Origin of the sequence: Flavobacterium sangjuense (genome assembly GCF_004797125.1) — a bacterium.
Taxonomy (GTDB): Bacteria; Bacteroidota; Bacteroidia; order Flavobacteriales; family Flavobacteriaceae; genus Flavobacterium; species Flavobacterium sangjuense.
Genome location: NZ_CP038810.1, coordinates 2,934,436 through 2,956,117 on the forward strand (window position 1 = coordinate 2,934,436; position 21,682 = coordinate 2,956,117).

The 21,682-nt window shown below is 38.0% G+C and carries 6 protein-coding genes; 3 read left to right on the forward strand and 3 right to left on the reverse strand.

The annotated features are described in order from the left end of the window. Positions 1–2 precede the first annotated feature (2 nt). Positions 3–659 carry a hypothetical protein gene (locus tag GS03_RS12490; protein WP_136152874.1) on the forward strand — a complete coding sequence of 219 codons (657 nt, stop codon included), beginning with the start codon at positions 3–5 and terminating at the stop codon, positions 657–659. Positions 660–708: 49 nt separating this feature from the next. Beyond that, complete coding sequence (locus GS03_RS12495; RefSeq protein WP_136152875.1) at positions 709–1,662, forward strand: transketolase family protein; 954 nt, start codon at positions 709–711, stop codon at positions 1,660–1,662. A 62-nt stretch (positions 1,663–1,724) separates the two neighbouring features. Here the strand turns inward: GS03_RS12495 and GS03_RS12500 are convergent, their stop codons facing one another. After that, the gene (locus GS03_RS12500) at positions 1,725–2,786 is read right to left on the reverse strand and encodes an FKBP-type peptidyl-prolyl cis-trans isomerase (protein WP_136152876.1); all 1,062 of its coding nucleotides are present in this window, start codon (positions 2,784–2,786) and stop codon (positions 1,725–1,727) included. A gap of 79 nt (positions 2,787–2,865) precedes the next feature. Here GS03_RS12500 and GS03_RS12505 point away from each other — a divergent pair, with 79 nt between their 5' ends. After that, a complete protein-coding gene (locus GS03_RS12505) occupies positions 2,866–3,249 on the forward strand; it encodes an RNA-binding S4 domain-containing protein (protein WP_136152877.1) in 384 nt (127 codons plus the stop codon). An 83-nt stretch (positions 3,250–3,332) separates the two neighbouring features. Here the strand turns inward: GS03_RS12505 and GS03_RS12510 are convergent, their stop codons facing one another. Continuing rightward, positions 3,333–15,527 carry an Ig-like domain-containing protein gene (locus tag GS03_RS12510; protein ID WP_136152878.1) on the reverse strand — a complete coding sequence of 4,065 codons (12,195 nt, stop codon included), beginning with the start codon at positions 15,525–15,527 and terminating at the stop codon, positions 3,333–3,335. 470 nt (positions 15,528–15,997) lie between these two features. Beyond that, complete coding sequence (locus GS03_RS12515; RefSeq protein WP_136152879.1) at positions 15,998–21,553, reverse strand: T9SS sorting signal type C domain-containing protein; 5,556 nt, start codon at positions 21,551–21,553, stop codon at positions 15,998–16,000. Positions 21,554–21,682 lie beyond the last annotated feature (129 nt).

The following is a 21,682-nucleotide window of genomic DNA, read 5'->3' on the forward strand; positions in this document are numbered from 1 at the left end:
AAATGAAGTTATCGTACCTCTTCATTTTATTTTTAATACCTAATATTAGTTCTTCTCAAGATAAATTAAGTTATTATTTTAACCAGATGACTATTGAGCACAGGAATGATTATAAAAATAATTTTGAGGGTAAGTTCATCTTTTTAAGTAATTCGAACGACTCTACCTATCTAATGACTATTAAAATTGGGAAGTCTCTAAAAGATGCCACAATATCAGACCACAAAAAAAATTGGTTAATAAAGTTTGATATGGATTTTGAATATCAGCATTTAGAAGACCTTAACAACTTAACCAATAGCAAGCTATATACAGGTGTCAGTTCCGTTAGCAGAAAAAGTTATAAAAATGCTGTAGAAGATTTTAAATTTGAAAGAGATACGATTAACAACGAAACAATAGTTCACCTAAAGCGATATAAAAATAGTAAGAGAAAAAAAATAATATCGGACCATTACTATTTTTTTGGAAAAAAAAGTAATGTTTATGACACCAAAAAGAATTCGATTAAAAACTATTTGAATGCTAAGTATAATCTTGATTTAAGTGCTTTTAACCTTGAAAAGGCATATCATCTTGAAGATGGTAAATTGGCTATAAAATCAGAAGAAATATACAATGAGTCAATAGATTTTAATTTTAACTTTAAAATTGATTAAGTTTTCCCAAAAAACAATAGTTCACTAACATAATTTTGAATTAACAATAATGAAAAAATATACAAATACAGGAAGTAAAGATACACGTTCAGGTTTTGGTGCAGGAATGACCGAACTAGGACAAAAAAATGAAAACGTCGTAGCACTTTGCGCCGACTTAATTGGTTCGTTAAAATTTGACGAATTCAAGAAAAACCATCCGGAGCGTTTTTTCCAGGTTGGAATTGCTGAAGCAAACATGATTGGAATTGCGGCAGGTTTAACTATTGGTGGCAAAATTCCGTTTACAGGAACATTTGCTAATTTTTCTACCGGAAGAGTTTATGACCAAATTCGTCAATCGGTGGCCTATTCAGATAAGAATGTAAAAATTTGTGCTTCGCATGCCGGATTAACTTTAGGAGAAGATGGAGCAACACACCAAATTTTGGAAGATATTGGTTTGATGAAAATGTTACCCGGAATGACCGTAATCAATACTTGTGATTACAATCAAACCAAAGCGGCAACCCTTGCTTTAGCAGATCATCATGGTCCGGCTTATTTGCGTTTTGGTCGTCCGGTTGTACCTAACTTTACTCCTGCTGATGAGCCATTCATAATCGGAAAAGCGATTATGCTTAATGAAGGAACAGATGTAACGATTATCGCTACCGGACATTTGGTTTGGGAAGCGTTAATTGCAGCAGAAACATTGGAAGCTAAAGGCATTTCAGCAGAAGTTATCAATATCCATACTATTAAACCTTTGGATGAGGCTGCGATTTTAAAATCAGTAGCAAAAACGGGTTGCGTAGTTACAGCTGAAGAGCATAACTTTCTTGGCGGTTTAGGCGAAAGCGTGTCTAGAGTTTTAGCTTTGAATAATCCAAAACCACAAGAATTTGTGGCTGTAAACGATAGCTTTGGCGAAAGCGGAACTCCGGAACAATTGATGGAAAAATACAAGTTAAACAATCAGGCGATTGTGGAAGCTGTAGAAAGAGTAATCAAGAGAAAATAATTCTCTGTTTATATATCAAAAAAATCCCGCTCAAATTGAACGGGATTTTTTTTATGAATTAATTATGGTTGATAATGACAACTTGGATCTAAATATTTTTTCTTTCCATTTCCTGAGCTACCACAAGTTGGAATATCTGCAAAAGGATAAGACTGACCTGTTATAGGGTTTTTTATTTCGCTTTTGGTAGTAAAGAAATCTCCGTCATCATCCACATCCAGAAAATCAGGAATTTCGTCACCATCTGTGTCATCTGGATTTACTTTACCTTCTTCCATATTATAAACATAGCCATCAGGAACACCATTAGTCACAGTAAAAGTCCCATCACTATTTGTTGTCAAAGTTGCTAAATCTTCCTGAAATGAATAAATTCCATCACCATCTTGATCCATTCTTTGAATTTCATATAATTTGAAACTAAATATAAGTGGTGAATACGCTGGTATTCCTCCCGATGAAGTACTGTAATAAGCTAAACCAGATGGCAGAAACATTACTCCGGCTCCAAAATCATAATAAGATGTTGTGCCATCCGGATTTCCTGAATAGCTTCCGGTTTTGAACTGCGGGAAAATTTCACCCCATCCTCTAACAACACCTGTTAAATTAAAATAGTTTTGTGGATCAATTGATTCTTCAAACTCATTAGATTTTATTGTAGTTGTTGTTACTGGTGGAGTTCCTTCAGTTACAGTACTACTATAAATATATTCGCCTCTATAAGACGTTAATACTCTATCCACATTACATGGTGATTTACTGTTTGCACCTGAACCTTGTCTTAATTGAATATAATAAATTTTATAAGTAACATCAACATCGTTTTGTTCAACAGTAATATATCTCGTTAGTATTGGATATGTTGTTTGATCCCAAATCGAGGTTTGTGTTCCTCCTGCCGGAATTAAAGTAAAAGTAACATCCTGATCATTTGTCGCTCCTGGATTATTAACTACTTCCATATAATGCGTATGCATAAAGGTTTCGATATTGGCTATATCTTTTGTGTATTGTTCTGTAAAATCACGAAGCGGTTCTGAACTGCTACTATCACTTTTAGAGCAAGAGACCACAGTTAAACCTAAAGTAAAAAGAAATATAATTTTGAAAAAATTATTCATTATTGTTTGAATTTTAAGCCCGCAAGATACAATATTGATTTATTTTTGTGAACAATTTAACGTTGATTTTGGAAAAAAAATGAGAGTAGATAAATATTTATGGTGTGTTCGTTATTATAAAACCAGAAACATGGTTACAGAAGCCTGCCGAAAAAATCATATAACCGTTAATGGTCAAATTGCAAAGCCTTCCAGAGAAGTTTTTCCAATGGACAAAATTACCTTTAGAAAAGACCAGATTACCTATTTAATAACCGTTTTAGACATTCCGCAAAATCGTGTTGGAGCAAAGTTGGTTGATATTTACCGAAAAGATGAAACGCCTCCTGAAACTTTTGCTCATCTTGAATTGCTTAAACTTTCCAAAGAACATTATCGAAAATCAGGAACCGGAAGACCAACAAAAAAAGACAGAAGAGATTTAGATGATCTCGAATTAGGAACAGATTCAACTGAATTATAATAGTACTAATTTTTTTTCAACTACAGATAACAAAAAAAAGACCTTCGATTTCTCGAAGGTCTTTTCATTTATTAATTAGTTAATTATCTTTTAACTACTCTTACCGTTTGCACGCTTTCATCTTGTGATACAACCACGTTGTAAACACCGCTTGGATAACGTTCTCCGATAGCTGAATTAACTAAATCTGATACTCTAACATCACGTTGTTCAACCAATCTACCAATCATATCGTAAACTTTCAAGTTCACTGATGATTGACTTGACGATTTAACATCAATCATGAAGTTATTCGCGAATGGATTTGGATAGGCAACCGCTCTAAATGTAATAACATCTTTTGTTGCAGGAGCTGTTCCTGGTGTAGTTACACTACATGTTTTTCCATAAGGCGTATAGTTACCAAACAAATTAATAGCTACCTCTACACTATAAGCTGTATCCGGAGATAATCCAGTGAACTGACTTAAAGTGAAAGTAGTTGAAGTAGTAACAATGAATTGTGAATAGTTAACATCACCATTTTCATCATATCCTGTCAATAATACACGATACGAAGTAGCTCCCGGATAAGGAATTATATGGATTGCTTGAGTATAACTTGTAGCTACCAATTCACAATCATCTATTGTAAGTGACGTTGTTGGTGCTTCTGGTGTGAATATAGAACAAACCGCTCCAAATTGTGACCAAGCTTCAAATCCAGCTAATTTCACACGTATTTGTACATCAACTTTATACTCAGTCTCATAAGTTAATGGTAAACCAGCAACCATTGACAAGTTAAAGTTAGGCACTGAACGCTCTAGTAAGTAATATGTAGTAGGGGCACTTGCAAGAGCTACTCTGAAACGATACAAGTTAGTAGAACTTACTGAATTTGCATTGATATTAGAGTTTATAGCTGCTAAGGTAGCACCACATTGAGCGGTTACAACTTTTGTAGTTTGAACACTTGCAGTTGTTAATGTACAAGTATTACCAAAGAACCCTTGAACATGACCATTTAAGATAACTGCCACTCTAATAGCGAATGTAGTACCATAAGCATAAATACTCGTATCTGTCAATTTAAACATAGATTGAACTGTGTCAACATAAGCAACTTCACCGGTAGCAGTATTAGTAACTTCAAATCTATAACCAGTTGTAGTATATCCTGGTACACTTACATTTCCTGCCTGAATTTGATTATTCAAACCATTATTAACAGTACCACAATGGCTTGAAGTTATATTCGCCACAACAGGAATAGGGATGAGTTGATACGTTTTAGCAACTCCTGTACATCCATTTGCTACCGGAGTAACAGTTACTGTGGTTGGTGTTGTTATAGGAGTTGGAATAAACGATGGAATAGTATTCACGTTAGGTACATCAGCCAATCCGGCAGCTGCACCACCAGTAATATTGAAGGTTACACCTGCAGGTGTTCCGGTCAATGAAATGGCAGCAGTAGCAAAACCACTGTAATAACTAATATTATTTAATATAGTACTTACTGTTGGAATTGGATAAACATAGAAAGTGTAGGTTGCTGTAGCTGTGGCAGTTCCACAAGCATTATTACTAGTAACCGTCATCAATAATGTTACATTAGTTCCTGCATCAGCATTTACTGGAGTATACTTAGGAGTCAATGTAGTTGAACCAGCTGTAATTGAACCGGCACCGCTTTGAACTGTCCATAAGATAGTACCATAACTAGCTGTTGCTTCAGAAGCAGTTAACGTGTAAGACGAATAAGCACATATTGATTTAGTTCCACTTCCACTTGTTGATGCCGTTGGTAATGGATCTACATGTAAAGTATACGTAGCCGTTGCTGTTGTTGCACAAGTATTATTACTTGTAACAGTCATCAATAAAGTTACATCTGTACCTGCATCTGCAGCTACTGCTGTATATTGAGGCGTAACTGTAGTTGAACCAGCTGTTATTGAACCTAATCCACTTTGAACTGTCCATAAGATAGTTCCATAGTTAGCTGCTGCTTCTCCTGAAGTTAAAGTGTAAGTTGCATTAGAACATATTGATTTGCTTCCACTTCCACTTGTTGTGGCAACAGGCAATTGATCAGCTACTACATCAGTAGTTGCTGAAGTTTTACATCCTGCTGAAGTTGTCACTGTAACTTTATACGTTGTATTTTGAGTAGCATTCAATCCAGTTGGATTTTGCAAACTAGATGTAAATCCTGTTGGTATAGATTCCCAACTGTATGTTTGTGCTACCACATCAACAAGTGAAACAGTATCTATAGACCAGCCTGTTGAACCGGTAGAAGTGTCACTACCTAATCTCCAACGAAGCTGAATATTTTGACCTGCAGCAGCAGCTGGAAGGTTAACTGTTACTGTTTTATATCCTGATGATGTATTACACCAAGCACTTCTACCACCAAGTGGATTACTAAATCCAGTACTAATAGTACCATTATATCCGTTGGTAACAAAACTTCCTCCTGCAGTAACAATATCCGTGTAAGCACCTGCTCCAATTTTGATTTCCAAAACTCCACCATCAAAAAATGATGTAGTTCCTTCAAAAGTATAACTGTGTCTAAAAGTCAATTGTGCAGTTGTTGAACCAATTGGAATTACAGGAGTACTAAGAGATTTGTCACTTACTGTACTCACATCTGCGATGAAAGCAGTATTTGGTGCAGTATCAGCTCCTGTTGCTCTAGTAACACATGCAGTAGCTTCTCCTGTAACGGTTGAAGCCCAACCTGCAGGTAATGCAGGAGCAGTAACACTATCAAAATTTTGCGCGAAACCACCCGCAATAGGACTTGCAGACGAAGTCAAATTAAAGAAACTATTAACACATACCGGGCTAAGGCTTGCTGAAGCTGTTACATTTGATGGAACAGGATTAACAAGTATCGTTGCGGTTCCAGTTTGTGATTGAGAACAAGCTGTTGCTGAACTGTCAGAAACACTTTTTAAAGTGTAATTGTAAGATGTTGCAGTTCCTGTAGGCACCACAATAGTAGCTATCCCCGCTAAATTTGAAGTAATTGGTGTGTCAGCACCGCCATTTAAACTATATATAAATGTATAAGGAGCTGTTCCGTTACTTCCTGTAAAGGTCACAGATGATACTGGGTCGTTTTGACACTTAGTAACCGTACCTGAAATAGTAGCTGTTGGCAAAGGATTAATCTGTAAATGAACCGTATTACTTGTTACACCAGGTCCACATGTAGCAGTAACTACTACATTATAATCTCCAGTTGCAGCTGTAGTGGCAGAAGGGAAACTTAAAGTTGCTCCAGTTCCTACCGAAGCCGGAGTTCCTACTTTATACCAAGTGTATACTAAACCTGCACCTGAAGCTGAAGCTGATAAAGTAGCTGTTTGACCAGCACAAAAAGTTTGAGCCACCGGTTGAACAAAATTATTCACGCCACTTTCAGTTGTAACTGTAACCGTTTTGGTATCCTTACAACCTGTATTTGAGGTAACAACAACTTGATACGTTGTACTAGCAGCCGTTGGATTAGCAGAAGCAATAGCACTAGTTGTATTAGTCAAAGTTGGATCTGGAGTCAAAGCCGTCCATAAATAAGAATATGTTTGCAAGTTTCCTGGTGCAAATCTGTATACCTGACCAGAAGGAATTGCAGCAGTATTGTTTGTAGTAAATGTCGTCGTTGAATTTAAATTCGTAGTTACAACAACATTGTTATAAACAGTAGACGAAGTAGCTATACCTATTGATGCTCCAGAATTAGCAGTATTAACTACCATTCCAGGCCCATAAACATAGTCTATAACATTGGTGCCTTCATATAATTTTGCTTGGAATTTTGCTGCTGCTGTTCCTCCTGTAGCAGTAGATCTAGGAACAACAACAAACCATTCAACAGTTAAAATTCTATTTGGAGCACTTCCTGTTACTACATAATGTACTTTCCCATTAGTACCTGTGGATAAATCATCAAAATAAGGCATGATAGCAGGAGTATTAGTTCCTGCATTTGCTGCTGTATTACTAAACGAAGTAGTTACCGCAGTACTACCTAATCTCAACAATCCGTTAACGTTAGCTGAAAATTGAGTATAATTAGTCCCTGCAAAATTAAACGTAAATCCAATAGGTGTCACAGCCGATGCAGTATCATCTAATGCTGATGCTAATAATTGAGTTGAACCAGTCATTGGGTCTAAAGTTGGAAGAGGACTTGGATTATTTGTAAATGTATACAAATTAGCAGCAGTTGGTGTAGGTTGTACTCCAGCTGCAGTCAATTGAACTGCTGCGCCCGGACAAACTGTTGCAGCACTTGGTGTAGCAGTTGCCACAGTAGCAACAGAAACAGTCACATTAACAGAAGCTGATTTAGTACATCCGGCTGTTGTTCCATTTACTGTATAAAGAGTGTTTACCGTTGGCGCAACAGAAATACTAGCAGCACTTGCAAGAGCAGGCACTGAAGCAGGCACTGAACTCCACGTATACGTAGTAGCACCACTAGCATTTAAAGCCACTAATGCACCTCCACATGAAACGGTACCATCCGGTGTAGCAATAGCCACATTAGGATTATTGATAATTAATTGAGCCTGTGCAGATGGTTGACTATTATCACATGGACTTGCTGATACAGCAATAGCTCTATAATAGTAATTCACTACTGGTGATACATCGCTAGAAACAGCTAATCCAAGTTGATTAGATGTAAACCCACTATATGTTATACCTGTTGGACCTGTTGGATTACCTATGGTTGTCCAATCGGAAGGATTACTACCACCAACTGACGAAAACTGCCATTGGTAACTTACTGCATTGCTTGCAGAAACTGTAAAATTAGCTGAACCACCTATGTAACATACCGTTTGATTAGCTGGTGTACTAGGAATTGTTGCAGGTTGACTAACTGTTAAAGTTGCAGGACTTGAAGTTGCAATATCACCAGTTGATTCGATAACTGCATTAGCTCTGAATTGCCAAGTAGTATTAGTGAGGATTATATCATTAACAACTAAAGTATTTGTAAACACATCACCACCAAAAGATATATTTCCGGCAAGTTGTGATTGATCTTCAATAGTAACCCAACCAGTTCCATCATTATATTCCCAAATAAAGTAGTCAGGTGCTGGACCAGCAGTCGTTACACTAAAACTAGCAGTATTGGCAGTATTACAAATTGATTGAGAAACCGGATTTGTAATTGATAAATTTTGAACAGTTAAAAGTACTGGATCAGAAAATATTGGAGAAGCACATGGGCTACTACCGGTAATAGCACATCTATAATAAGTACCATTCATCGCTAGTGTCGCTCCTGTTATTGTAAGCACATTCGTTCCGGCACCTGAAATAATGGCACTATTTACAACTGGAGTTGTGAAAATAGTATTATTATTAGAAGAATACCATTGGTATTGAACATTTGAACCTGTTGCGGCAACAGTGAATGAAGTATTTGTAGTCGGTAAAATAGTTTGACTTACCGGTTCACTAGTTTTAACAATCGGATTATACACATTTACTACTATCGTATTAGGAGAATACGTTGTACAACCTGTTGAACTGTTGTATATATATGCACCTACTGTAGTTGTCCCTGCTGTTAATGGAGTCAATACACCATCATTATCAATAGTAGCAACTGCTACGTTAGATGAAGTCCATTGAAGTCCCGCAGTAGGAGTTCCAATTCCATCAACAGAATTAAAGTCTATACTAGCAGGAATAGTTGGTGTTCCCAAACAAATTGAAGTAGCACCGCCTGAAAGTGGATTAATTGGATTAGAATTTACTGCAACTGTAACATCTGTATAGTTAGAACAGTTTATTACAGGATCTGTTACGGTAACTCTATAAACAGTAGTTGTTGTAGGTGAAACCGAGAAAGTTTGAGCTGTACTGATTACTGCAGGATTACCAACAACTGACCAACTGTAAGATCTGCTTGTGGTTCCTGTAATAGTAATAGAATAATCTTCTGTTTCTCCATAGGTATAAGTACCGCTTGGAGATGAACTATCAGTTGCTCCTTCCTGAAGCATTACACGCATTCTTGTAGTACCTAATGAAGCTGTAGCTGGAATAAGAACACTTCCTGTTTCAACTTGAGGCGCATTTGAAACAGCAGATGAAGAATAAACTCGTTCTCCGGCATCATTAAAATCACCATCTCTATTATAATCTATAAAAACATTAAGAAATTTATCATAATTACCATCACAAGTTCCAATTGAGACTGATAAAGGAATAGTAGCTCCTTGTGCAACAACAGCCGGAGATAGTGCAGTGTAATCTGAATATAAATTTACTTCTGAAGCTCCGCCACCTGTAGTACCACAATCAGATGTATTATTAATAGAACCGAAAGTCACATTAAAAATTTCAGTATCGGCCGTATTAGTAGCTGTAGAAGCTGCATATGCAATAGCTACAGATGGATCAGCAGTTAGAGTAGCTGAAGTACCAATACAAATCGGACTGGCTGATGTATTAGCAGAAACCACAACTGTGTTTACATTTACACTAAATGGAACTGTAGTAACACATTGCTGACCTGACGATTGTGATGCTGTTAAAACATAATTATTATTAGTCGTTGGAGCTAATGTATAGCTTACACCCGGAGTAACTGTCGATACAGTCAATGGCGATGACCAAGAAAAGGTATTATATGCACCTCCACCAACTAAAGTGATAGCTTGTGAAGTACCTGAACATATTGTAGCCGGACTAGTTTGTGAAATAGTCAAACTTGGAGGTGTTGTCACATTAACTACCAAAGGTACTCTTGCACTAGAACAAGCTGGACCTGTTGTTTCAGCAGCAGCATAGTAAGTAGTAGTCGTATTTAAGGTTGGCGTATAAGGCGAACCTGTAAATAAAGCCGTTCCGCCTGAAGCGCTTGCATACCATTTAACATCACCTGCACTAGCTGTTGCATACAAATCCACAGTTCCAAGTCCACAACGACCAGTAGATGGTGTTACGGTAACAGAATTAGCAAATCCAATACTTACCTCCGATGAAGGTACTGGAATTGCGTTACATGCCGTTACTAAACATTTATATTTAGAAGCGACACTAGGAGTAACTGTAGTAGTAGCACTAGTTGCCCCATCAATATTAGTGTAGTTTGCACCACCATCGGTAGACACTTGCCATTGATAAGCTAATCCATCGGTATTCCCAATACTGTTTACATTACCTGTTAAACTTAAGTTAGAAGAATCACCAAAACAGATAGTAGTAGCACTTGCAACAGCAGTAGTTGATGGTGCCACATTATTGATGATAGTCATCGTTACTCGATTAGAATCTGCAATATTGGTACAACCTGTAGTTGTATTAGTATAGCGAAGATCATAAACAGTAGTCACACCCGGACTAACTGTTAAAGAAAAATTATTTAATGTGTTTGCAGTACCTATCGTAGTCAAAACATTACTAGGACTTACTGTACTCCAAGTTACATAGTAATTAGATGGTGGTGAGAATTTCCAAGTTTGTGGAGTAGTCACCTCAGCAGTTACACCATTCCAGTAGTTTGACGCTAATGTAGAACAGTTTGGCGCTGTAGCACCTATTGTTCTTGTACCATCTTGTAAACCTATGTATTTGGTATTGGTATTGGTAGTACCACCTGTTCCATTAACTGAAGATATCACACGGATATCCACAGTTCCAAGAGTTTCGTAGAAAATTCCTTCAACACTATTATTTCCAGTACCTGTTGTTGCAGTTACATATCCAGGAATACTATTGTATTGAATAACGAATCTACGGTTTGGTGCGTTACCTTCAGTCCAATATTTAATAGAACCGGAAACAGCATTCAAATCTCTTGCAGCAAGTGCTATCATATTTGCCGGATTACCTGTATTAGGGAAACCGCCTGAAAAGTTAAATTGAGTTGAACCTGCCGCACCAAAATTAACCGCTCCGTTTGTAGAAGCATTAACTGTAGTATAAAGAGTTCCAAAGTAATTGAATGAGAAACCTAACGGAATAGCATTCCAGAAACCATCATCTGTACTCTGGGTAGCACTATTTTGCGTAACATTGATAACACCAGCATTAATCAAAGTCACTGCTCCAGCTGGAGGTGTAGACAATGTGGTAACAGGAGTTAAACAAGTTGCCGTAAAATTACCGGCAGACAAACCAGAATTAATGGTAGCGCTAGTACCTGGACAAACCCCAGAAGCCGTAGTGGTTACGGTAGCAACAGGGAGCGGATAAACACTCACTGGGAATAGTTTAACCACTGGGGCGCAAGCGGTATCAGTTGGAATACCTGTTACTATAAAATCGGCTGATTGTGTAACAGTAACATTAAGGTCAGCTGTACCTGCACCGCTGTTGATTACGGCCGTACCCGAAGTAGTAGTCCATGAATATGTCATTCCAGGATCTCCGGAAGCAGCATGCAATACTACATTAAACGAACCTGAACCACAATTTACTTGATTTCCTGTGGTAGTAGTAATAGTAATTGTTGGTGGTGGATTTACTGTTAAAGTAATCGCAGTTCTTGGAGAACTTTCGCAAGTTCCGTTAAATTCTGTTACATAGAAAGTTTTTGTATCAGTAATTGAAGTTGTATAGCTGGTTGATGTACTTGATTGTAAAGCCGTACCTCCGGTTAAATCAGCATACCAACGGAAAATTGGTGATGGCAAACCGGTTGTAGAAGCTACAGTAGCTGAAGGAACCAAACCTGTTCCGCAACGGAATCCATTAGTCGCGTTTGGCGCTGATGGTAAAGCCTGAACTGTTATAGCATTCGTAGTAGCAGTTGCAGAACAACCACCAGCTGTAGACGCAGTAACAGTATAAGTAGTACCTGATGTTGGAGTAATCGTTAACGGGTTCGTTGTTCCAACAACTAAAGAAGTTGTGTTGTCAACCCAAGAATATGTTGTTATTGGTGCAGTAACTTGACCCGCAAATGTAAATTTAGGACGGCTTGTACCTGTAGTAGATGTCCCAAAATCAGAAGATGTTGATAGCGGACAGAAAGCTGGGGGTAAAGTTTGGTCTTTTTGTCCAGAAGCAGTACAAGTAAATGATACCGTATCTACCTTAACAGTAGTACCTGTTGTTGACGAAGCTGCTGGGTTTTTTGCCCAACAAAACTGTACAACGACGTTTGAAACACCATCCCAATTAAAAGGAGAACTGAATGTTAAAGTATTTACACCAATTGTTGTAGCATAAGCACCATTTGTACCTGTACCAGTATATACTTGGTTAAGACCAGTAGTAATCATTGGAATAGCAGCTACAGTAGCTGAGGTATGTCCAATATTCACCGCAAAACCTTCATAACCATTGAAAGCTGTAGTCGCTTCAAAAGCTAAAGAGGTAATGTTTCCAGCTCCTAAACCGATAGCTGTTAACTCAGAAGCTCTAATAATATATTGAGTCTTATGACCTCCCCAAGCTCCTGAGAACATTGAAGCACCTGAAGATGATGAAGTACTGGCTCCTGCTCCTAAAGAACGAGATCCCGGAGCACTAACTATTCCTGTTAGGGTAACTGTACTTCCATTACAAACGATAGCTGGACTTGCCGTAGCTGAAGCCGTTGCACCTAATAATGGCTCATCTTGATAAGTTGCTACTGCTGTATTTCTTATTACAACTGGGTCAATTGCAGTAACGCTCCAAGTAATGGCAGCATTTACTGGTGAAGCCACTGGAATAACAGCCGTCCAATCTGAAGTACCTGTAGTAGAACCTCCAGTCATTGCAATTCCGGTTTGAGCTACACCATTAATAGCATAGTTCAACGTTACCGAAGTGATTGGGCTTCCACCTGCAGTAGTAGTAGCAGTAATGGTTCTTGAAACAGCAGTACACAAACCTGTTGTACTTGGTGAAGCAGAAACCGAATTAATAACAACTACGGATGGCGCAATAGCATTCAAAGCATCGGCACCTATATCTGTTGGTGTCAAGCCTGAACGTGTTTCTCCGTCAAAGTCATCAGTAACTGTTCCTATAGCCAATCCTAAACCTTCAGCCAACGTTGCCGAACCATCTAAGTGAAGGTTTGGTGTAGCTGCAGTAGCTCCTAAGAAAGGAACATTGGTAGATAAAGAATTTGCATCCTGACCGGTTGCTGATCTCCAGTTAGCAATGGTAGCTTGGTCAACAGCGTTGAATAACCCTGTAAAACCACCTGTACCATTGGCAAACAAAATATTATAGTTAGAGGTTAAACCGGCAGGGTTAGCTGCGGTTCCTCCTACTCTTATTGCATAATGTTTTCCTGTTGAACCACTGTTAGAACGAGAGTTCACAAAAATATTGTTTTGAAAGGCACGAGTATTAGTAGTAACAACACTTTGAAAAGCAAATGAGTTTAAAGCACCAGTTGCAGGTGCTCCACCAATATAGACACTATTGTTATACACATTATTGGTACCACCATTTTCATTGATACCGCTGATAGCCATACCTACTGTAGCACTTGTTCCAAAAGTGCCTAAACGCACCATATTGTTTTTATATGTAGCGTTACCTGCATTTGCAAAAATTCCATTTAATAATGATGTAGCAGAAGCTGCATTCAAATCATAAATTAAGTTTTTCTCAACAACGTTAGCTCCTGTTGAACTGGCAAAATAAACACCATTTAAAGTAGCAGCACCGGTTGCAGTACTACTCAAGTTATAAATTGTATTTGAACCTACGGTATGATTCGCTGAAGAGGCATTAACAACAATACCCGCCATACCTGCACTAGTTGTAGTTCCGGTACCTCCGGCAGCATTCATATTGCGAATAGTGTTTCCTGTAATAGTCGCTGCTGAAGCAGTATTTGTAATACCGTTCACAATTGAACCTGTCGCAGTTGAAGTACTGCTCAATGAGTTGGCAACTGTACCTCCAATGGTATTTCCTGTACAAGTCCATGTAGCAGCAGAAGATGTACCACATCGCAATGCATATAAGTTTGCTGCCCCTGTGCTTGAGTTAGACACAGTAATACCACCAATGTTGTTATTATTAGTTGCCCAGTTTGAAGAACCAGAATTGAACATTCCTAAAAAATCACTGGCAGAAGTTGAGTTTGAAGTATAAGTAATAGCACCTGTGGCTGATTGGCTACCAATGGTATTACTGTTACAGGTTGTCAAACCTCCAGTAACCAATATCCCTCTAACTACTGCTGACGTACCTGTTCCACTGCCTCCTCCGGATATAGCAATATTGGTAATAGTATTAGAACTAATTGTAGTAGCATTAGTCGAACCAACTGAAGCAATAATACCAATAAATGATCCTGAGGTCGTTGTTGGAAGTACAAATCCATAAGTTCCTGTTCCGGCACTAGATGAATAACCTATAGTATTTCCTGTAACTGTATAATTATCACCACTTCCATTGTTCAAAGTGATAGCACGATGAGAAATACCTGTCGTGGTTTGAGTTCTGGTTGCAGTTTGATAAAACTTATTATTTGTGATTGTTGCAGTAGCTGTACCACTATTCAAATCGATAGCCGATGAGTTAACGGTTGCACTAAAATAGTCGAAGAAATTATTATTGGTAATAACAATTCCACTGTTAGCTGTACCTGGATGGGTATTTGAAGTACCTGTAAAATAAATACACTTACTTGGTAAATTAACTCCTGCAGGACCAATATTACAATTAGAAATTGTATTGTTATCGTTACCTGTTGTTATGGCTCCGGAAGCAAACCAGATGTTACCACCGTTTGTTCCTATAGCACTGGTTGACGAACCTAGAACACTACAATTCGTTATAGTGTTGGTGGTTGCATCCGCCTGAAATCTAATAGTAGAAGTTCCTGAAATAGCAGAAACTGTTGTATTAGAAATTGTCAGAGCATTTCCGCCGATATTTAATCCATCTATGGTCACATTGTCTGCTCCATTTAAATCTATCAATGGGCTTCCCGCAGCAATAGCTCCCGAAATAGTTCTGGCAACTCCACCCGTTGGCGAAATTCCAATAGTGGTATAATTGGCTAATCCCGCACCACTGGCATTCAATACTGCCGTTGCGGTTTCGGTTGTATTACCCGATATACCGATAGTAATAGTACCTGTGTGTGTACCAGTGTTGATGGCATCAAAAGCGCCTTTCAAAGTGACATAACTAGCAGTTGGAGTTCCTCCACTAGAAGCTACATCAACTTGAGCGTTAACGCTAATGAAACTAAACAACATAAAAAATAGCATAAAGAATAAATTCTTCTGCCCTGCTTTTTTGAACCACGTACTTGTACTTGAATTCAATTTAGTGTAGTTGTTACTCATAATATTAAAAATTGGGTTAAATAAGTTTTGTGAAAGTATGTATATTGTTAATTATTTGTGAAATTTAAAATCGGTTTTTCGATGAAGTACCTGTATCATCGTCAAACATTAATGCGTTTTTCTTTTTTCTTACATTTATTTAAAGTAAAAATGATGAAAAATTCATAATCCGCTGTAAATAAATATTGAAATACACCACATTAAGTGCGTATTTCGGAATGTTTTCTTAATAAATCACTCATTTAGAGCAACTCATAAAAAAACATGTAATAATCCTAAATTTCTCATGTGGCAAAAACAGATTTCGAGAAGTTTTTATTTCTCTTAATCCACATTGCTAAAAAGAAAATAACATGTATTAAAAAGAATTATCAAAAAAATTCATGTCCATACAGCTAACAAAAAAAACATTAAAAAACACCTAACAATTATAAATAAATGTAAGATTGTCAGGTGTTATTTTTGTTTCCTTAATAGACCACTTTTTTAGTGACTATTGAACCATTCTCTGATTGAATTCGAACCAACAGTACCTGATTTGTAGTAGGCAATGTAGTAAATACTGTGGTGGTTCTGTTTACTTGCTTTTGGGTAGCAAGCATTCTTCCTCTAATATCAAATATGCTGACAGTTGCCATATTTATGGCTCCTGAATCTATAAATAAACCTTGGTCATTTTTATAAACAATAACCGAATTTTCATTAAATACCGGATTGGTTATTCCCAAAGCAGTATCTGTATAACGCAATTCAAAGCGATCATTGAAAGTTCCAAGTAATGTTGCAAAAGAATATGGTGACACTCTTAAATCATGAATAATATTTAAAACTTTATCTTCAATATATACATGCTGCGTAGTAAATAATCCATCATAATGAGATAGACTTATTGTAAAAGTTCCATCAATTGTAGACTTATATCCTAATGGAATTGTTTCGTTGACATCAAATGGTAATGGTCTCCCTTGTATACTCAATTTTGCATCTTCAACCATTGTATAAAGTGTAATAGCGTTACCTACATCAACCATATCTCCATCAAATAATCTGTCTATACCATTAGTCGCTGTTTCCACATAACCAACCAATACTTGTTTAAAGGCTCCTTGGGAATTGGCAATATCAACCCAATAACGATGTTTTTCTAGTGAAGTATCATTATTCTGTCTCGTATTTGTTCTATAAAATTGCGTATTGTTACCTGCTCTTCTCATTGAATTGCTAAAAGTAGCTGTACCATTGGATAATCCTTTTACAAAGAACCCTTGACCGGAAGCAATATGACCTAATGGCGCAGTAAGATCCGATGTCCCTGCACCTGTTGTTGGTGCCGGCAAGGTTCCTCCTACCAAATTATATATTGCATAATCGTTTGAAGCATACTGAAGTGTAGTTGGGTTTAATGGAGTATTGTGCGTCCAGAAATAAAGTGTTCCGCTAACATTTGTATTACCATTTATAAAATCCGGAGCATTTAAAGCACTAGCATATGGATTACCTATAAGGTTCATCTGTGCTGCTCCTCCAACAATTGGTGTCGTAAATGTTCCATTATTAGGCACTCCTGAAAAACTTGCTGTGTAATCCAATGGTAGTGCAGGGCTAACCGGGTAATTAAGTGGTGCTCTAATAAGATATCCTTTACCTACTTCCATTGTTGTAGTGCTAGGAGTCACGTATTGCCACGCATTCGTTGTAGGATTATAAGTGAGGAACCATCCTTGAGGTGATGCAGGAGAAACTGCCAGTAAATTTTGAGGACTAACCGGACTTGACCAATAGGTATAATCAAATTTATACATAGGTTCTGCGGTTCTTTTTGAAATAATATTTCCAGAATTACCACCAGAGTATACTCCCGGTGCATTTGTCACAGCTTGTACTTGATATAAACTGGCATTATCTTCAAAAGTAAGGAATCCTGAAGTAACGGTAACCGCATTTTGAACTGTTAAGGTTCCAATGTCAAATAAAACATCGGCACCACTGGAAACAATGACGTTACAAGCTGATAAATTTCCATCTAGTCCGGGTGTATTAACCGAAGAAACATAGTCACCTTGAAATTCAGCAGCTATACTACTATTAGGCTCACCAGCTGACCATGAAGAACCGTCCCAAATAGTTTTGTTAATTGTAATTGCAACAATTGTTGAATTGGCTGTACAACCTCCACTAGTTGTCACCGCTCTATAATATCGATCTGCAGATAAAACTCCCATTTGAGCCGACGTTAAAGTTGCCGAGCTACTTGAAGGTATATCTACTACAGTTCCAATTGGAAGGAAAGTAGCATTAGGACAATACTGCCATTTAGTAACAGTACCTGCATAACCTGCAACGGTTAAATCAGCAGGAATTCCTGAACATATATTTTGATTACTCGAAGCCGTTCCTGCAGTTGGAGCACTATAGGTAATTACCACTGGACTTGAATCTCTAGAACATCCAAAAGAAGAAGTAGAATTGGCAGTATACGTTCTGTTAGTGGTTGGTTTTGTATAAACTGTAGAAGCTGCAGTACCTGTATAAGGTATTGTACCAGCAGCATCAGTATACAGGTCGGTTGTTGGTGACCATGTAACAATTGAGGTACCACTACCATATACTCTTACATTGTCAATGGCCCATTCCCAATCCCAATCAGCATCAACATAACGGAAACGTATTTTAAGATTAGACATACCTACATAAGGCGTCAAATTTAAAATGGCATTAGAAAAATTATTTGGTGAACCTTGATCAGAAGTATAAGTGGCTAAAGGGGTTGCTAACCAAGTAGCTCCATCATTTGTAGAGATTTCTACAACTGCCGGTGAATCTAAATAATCGTATTGTTGCCAAAAACTCAACGAAGCATCAACAAAGCCAACAAGACTGAAAGAAGGAGATATAAGCTCTGTTCTGGTTACTCCTCCATTACCTGTTTCATCACTATCAGACAAATAATATTGCGATGAATCATTACTGGTAAAACTCTGTCCCGAACTATTGACTACGCCCGAAGCATATAGTGTCCAAGCAGCACCAGCAGGATTACTTCCTCCTGTTGTATTATTAACAGTAGTAAAAGTATTGGTTGGATCATTAAAATTTTCTTCAAAAACAGTATTAAAAACTCCGGTAACCACACCACCGGTAGCAACTAGTGCTTGTGGTGCTGCACCATTACAATATGTAGCAGAGGCTGGCGTAACCGTAATTGGCGTTGGTCTTGCATTTACAGTAACAATAAAAGTAGCGGTATTTGATGAAAAATTACCACTAGTCTGAGTAGCTGTTAAAGTATACGTAGTTGTTGCAGTTGGGCTAAAAGTGTAACCAGCACCAATACTTCCGCTTACTCCTGCAGCCGGTGACCAAGTGTAAACCTGAAAGTCAGAAATGGTTGAAGTTATAGTAACAGGTGTTAGTGTAGACAGACCTTCGCAAATAGTATCAGTGGCCGCGCTTAACGTTAAAGCCGGTGGTGCCGTAATAACGTAAAGGGTATAATCTTCAAAAGCTTGATACTGTCCGGTTCTACAAGGGGTCAAAGCACCGCCTGTAAAAGTTGGAGCGTCAATACCTCCTATTCTCATTCTGTGTGGTCCCAAAGTACTGTTACCATCTGAATCTAAAACAGGAACAGGAGCAGTAAAAGTTGCATTTATAGTAGACGGATTAGGCGCAGGCATTACACCTGTATAAACTGTTTCACCTGCATCAGAAAAATCACCATCATTATTCCAGTCAACCCATACCATGGTATCATACGTAAAAGTAGTTCCATTGGTAATGCTTACAACCGGCGTCGAACCTTGTGATACATTGGTTGTTAAACTTGAATAATTTCCATAATTATTGGTCTCTATACCCGTCGTATTGTTAATAGAACCTATGGTTACATTAATAATACCTCTTGGATCCTGGGTATAACCTGCACCACTTGGCAAACAATAAGTAACCAGCGGTTTCGTAGTAAATGTAGCACCAACTGACCATTGGCTGTAATCGCCACCGCCGCAATTGGAACGAACCCAAAAATCATACATGGTCGAAGGTGTCAAACCACTTAAATTGGCTATAGTCATACCTGCAGAAACAGTACCGGTAACATCAACAGAACTTGAGGGAGTTGCCGGCGGTATAATCTGATGCTGTGCAGTTCCAGTTCCTGCTCCGACACCGGTCGCAGTAAAGTATGATCCTACCAAATTAGAAGCAGCACCAATTAACGTATAATTTGTAGTACCGATTGTTTTAATTAAATAGGTTTGCCCGGGTATAAAAGAACCTGCGGTTAGTATCGCACCTACAGCAGGTGTTACATAATATTCATAACCTGTTGAGGCTGATGCGTTTGCAGTCCATGCGATTACTGCAGTCGATGAAGCAAGTTGACCGGATGTCAGAGCTGTAGGAGCAAAACAAGTAGTGACATTCAAAGCAATATCGTCCAGCTGAACGCTTCCTTGTGCTGCATCACCATAGGCATTAAATCCTATATAGTAGGTACCTGCTGCACCAACAGTAAAATTAATAACATTGGTTAAAGGAGAATCTTTAATATCATCGTGATCTACTAACACAGTAGTCATTCCGGCAACAGAAGCTGTAGTACCATAAGCTACTTTCATTTTTTGCTTAAAGAAATCCTGCTCTCTTGTTCCTCCATACTTATAAGATAATCTATAACTTCCTGCACTAGGGATAGGAATCCCTTTTGTAAAAAACCAAACATCGGCAGCATTATTACCAGAGGTAATTAAATTCTTATTGGTGAAACCATAATTAGGCGTTACAAGTGAACCGTCACGAGTAACAAAATCAACATTACTCGAATTGATAATTCTGGTAGTACAATTAGGCAAAGTCGTTGTGTTACAAGTTGATGTTAAAGGCGTGACTGCGCTTTCAAAATTTTCAGTGTAAGGAAAAGTTCCTAACGAACAAGCCGGTGTTATTGTTAGCGATGATGGATGCGTATTTGTTGGCAGCCACGTACTGGAACAATTTGATTTGACATAAAAATAATAGGTAATATTTGGCACCAAATTTAAAACAGAAACCGATGTTGAAGCTGTTGTTCCTGAAGCACATGGAGATGCACTTCCCGGGTTTCCACTGGTTCGGACTTCCCAATCATAACCTCCGGAAGGCGGCTGTGATGGAGCGGTCCAACTTATAATAGCAGTGGTGTTATCGGGTTGCAAAGTGGCTGTTATTGCAGTAGGCGCCGCACAAGGAACCCATCTGAATCGCGTACCGGCTAAATTACCCTTAACTATACCACCTCCGGGATTAATACCCTGAGTATTTAATACATCCGTATTCACAGTACCCGCAGCTGTAGCTGGCCAAATAAGGTCCGTACCGTTCATTTTTCTATTATTAAAATCGGTATTAGCAGCTCCTCTTAAACCAACCTGCGCACCTACATCAGAAGCACTTGTTGACGTAAATTGATCTTTATACACCACCTCTATATTATTACTGGTTTCATATAAAAGAATTTGCATATTCATAAGACCAGCTTGAGTAGACAAGGGTCTTCTTTGTACATTTTTATACTGAATCGTAACAACCCGGTTGGGAGCACTACCGGTAAAACCATACCTTATCTCACAACCACTTGCTGCTACACCGGCCAAATTCATACCATAACAAGCAACAGCACCGGTGTATCCGCCTGCGTTGGAAATAGGAAGTGTTGTCGTACTGGCAGGAACGGCAGTATTCCCTAAAACAATAAAGCCATTTTCAAATATGGTAATATCAGTAATCGCAGTACTGTTATAGCTAAAAGTAAATGGTAAGGTATAACTGGTATTTGCTAAAGCTGTAAAATCTGCGGTTGAACCAGTTACGACAGCACCCCCAGTAAAATCGTTATAAGTGACACCGCTGGCTTCTGAAAAAATATAGGTTGAAGCGACCTGGGCATACGAAGCGGTTGTTAAACCAAAACTAAAGAGAGCTAATAGTAAAGCCCTTTGGCAAAAACTAGATAATTTACTCGAGGCAGCAAGTAATATTTTTTTCATAGTTATATTTTTTTGTTGTGTGTCATTAATAAAAAGCTGGTAACTCAATGTTATTCAACTCTAAAGACTATAAAATTACGTCTTATAAAATTCTAATTTTTAATCTGATCATCAAAAAAAAAATGCTTT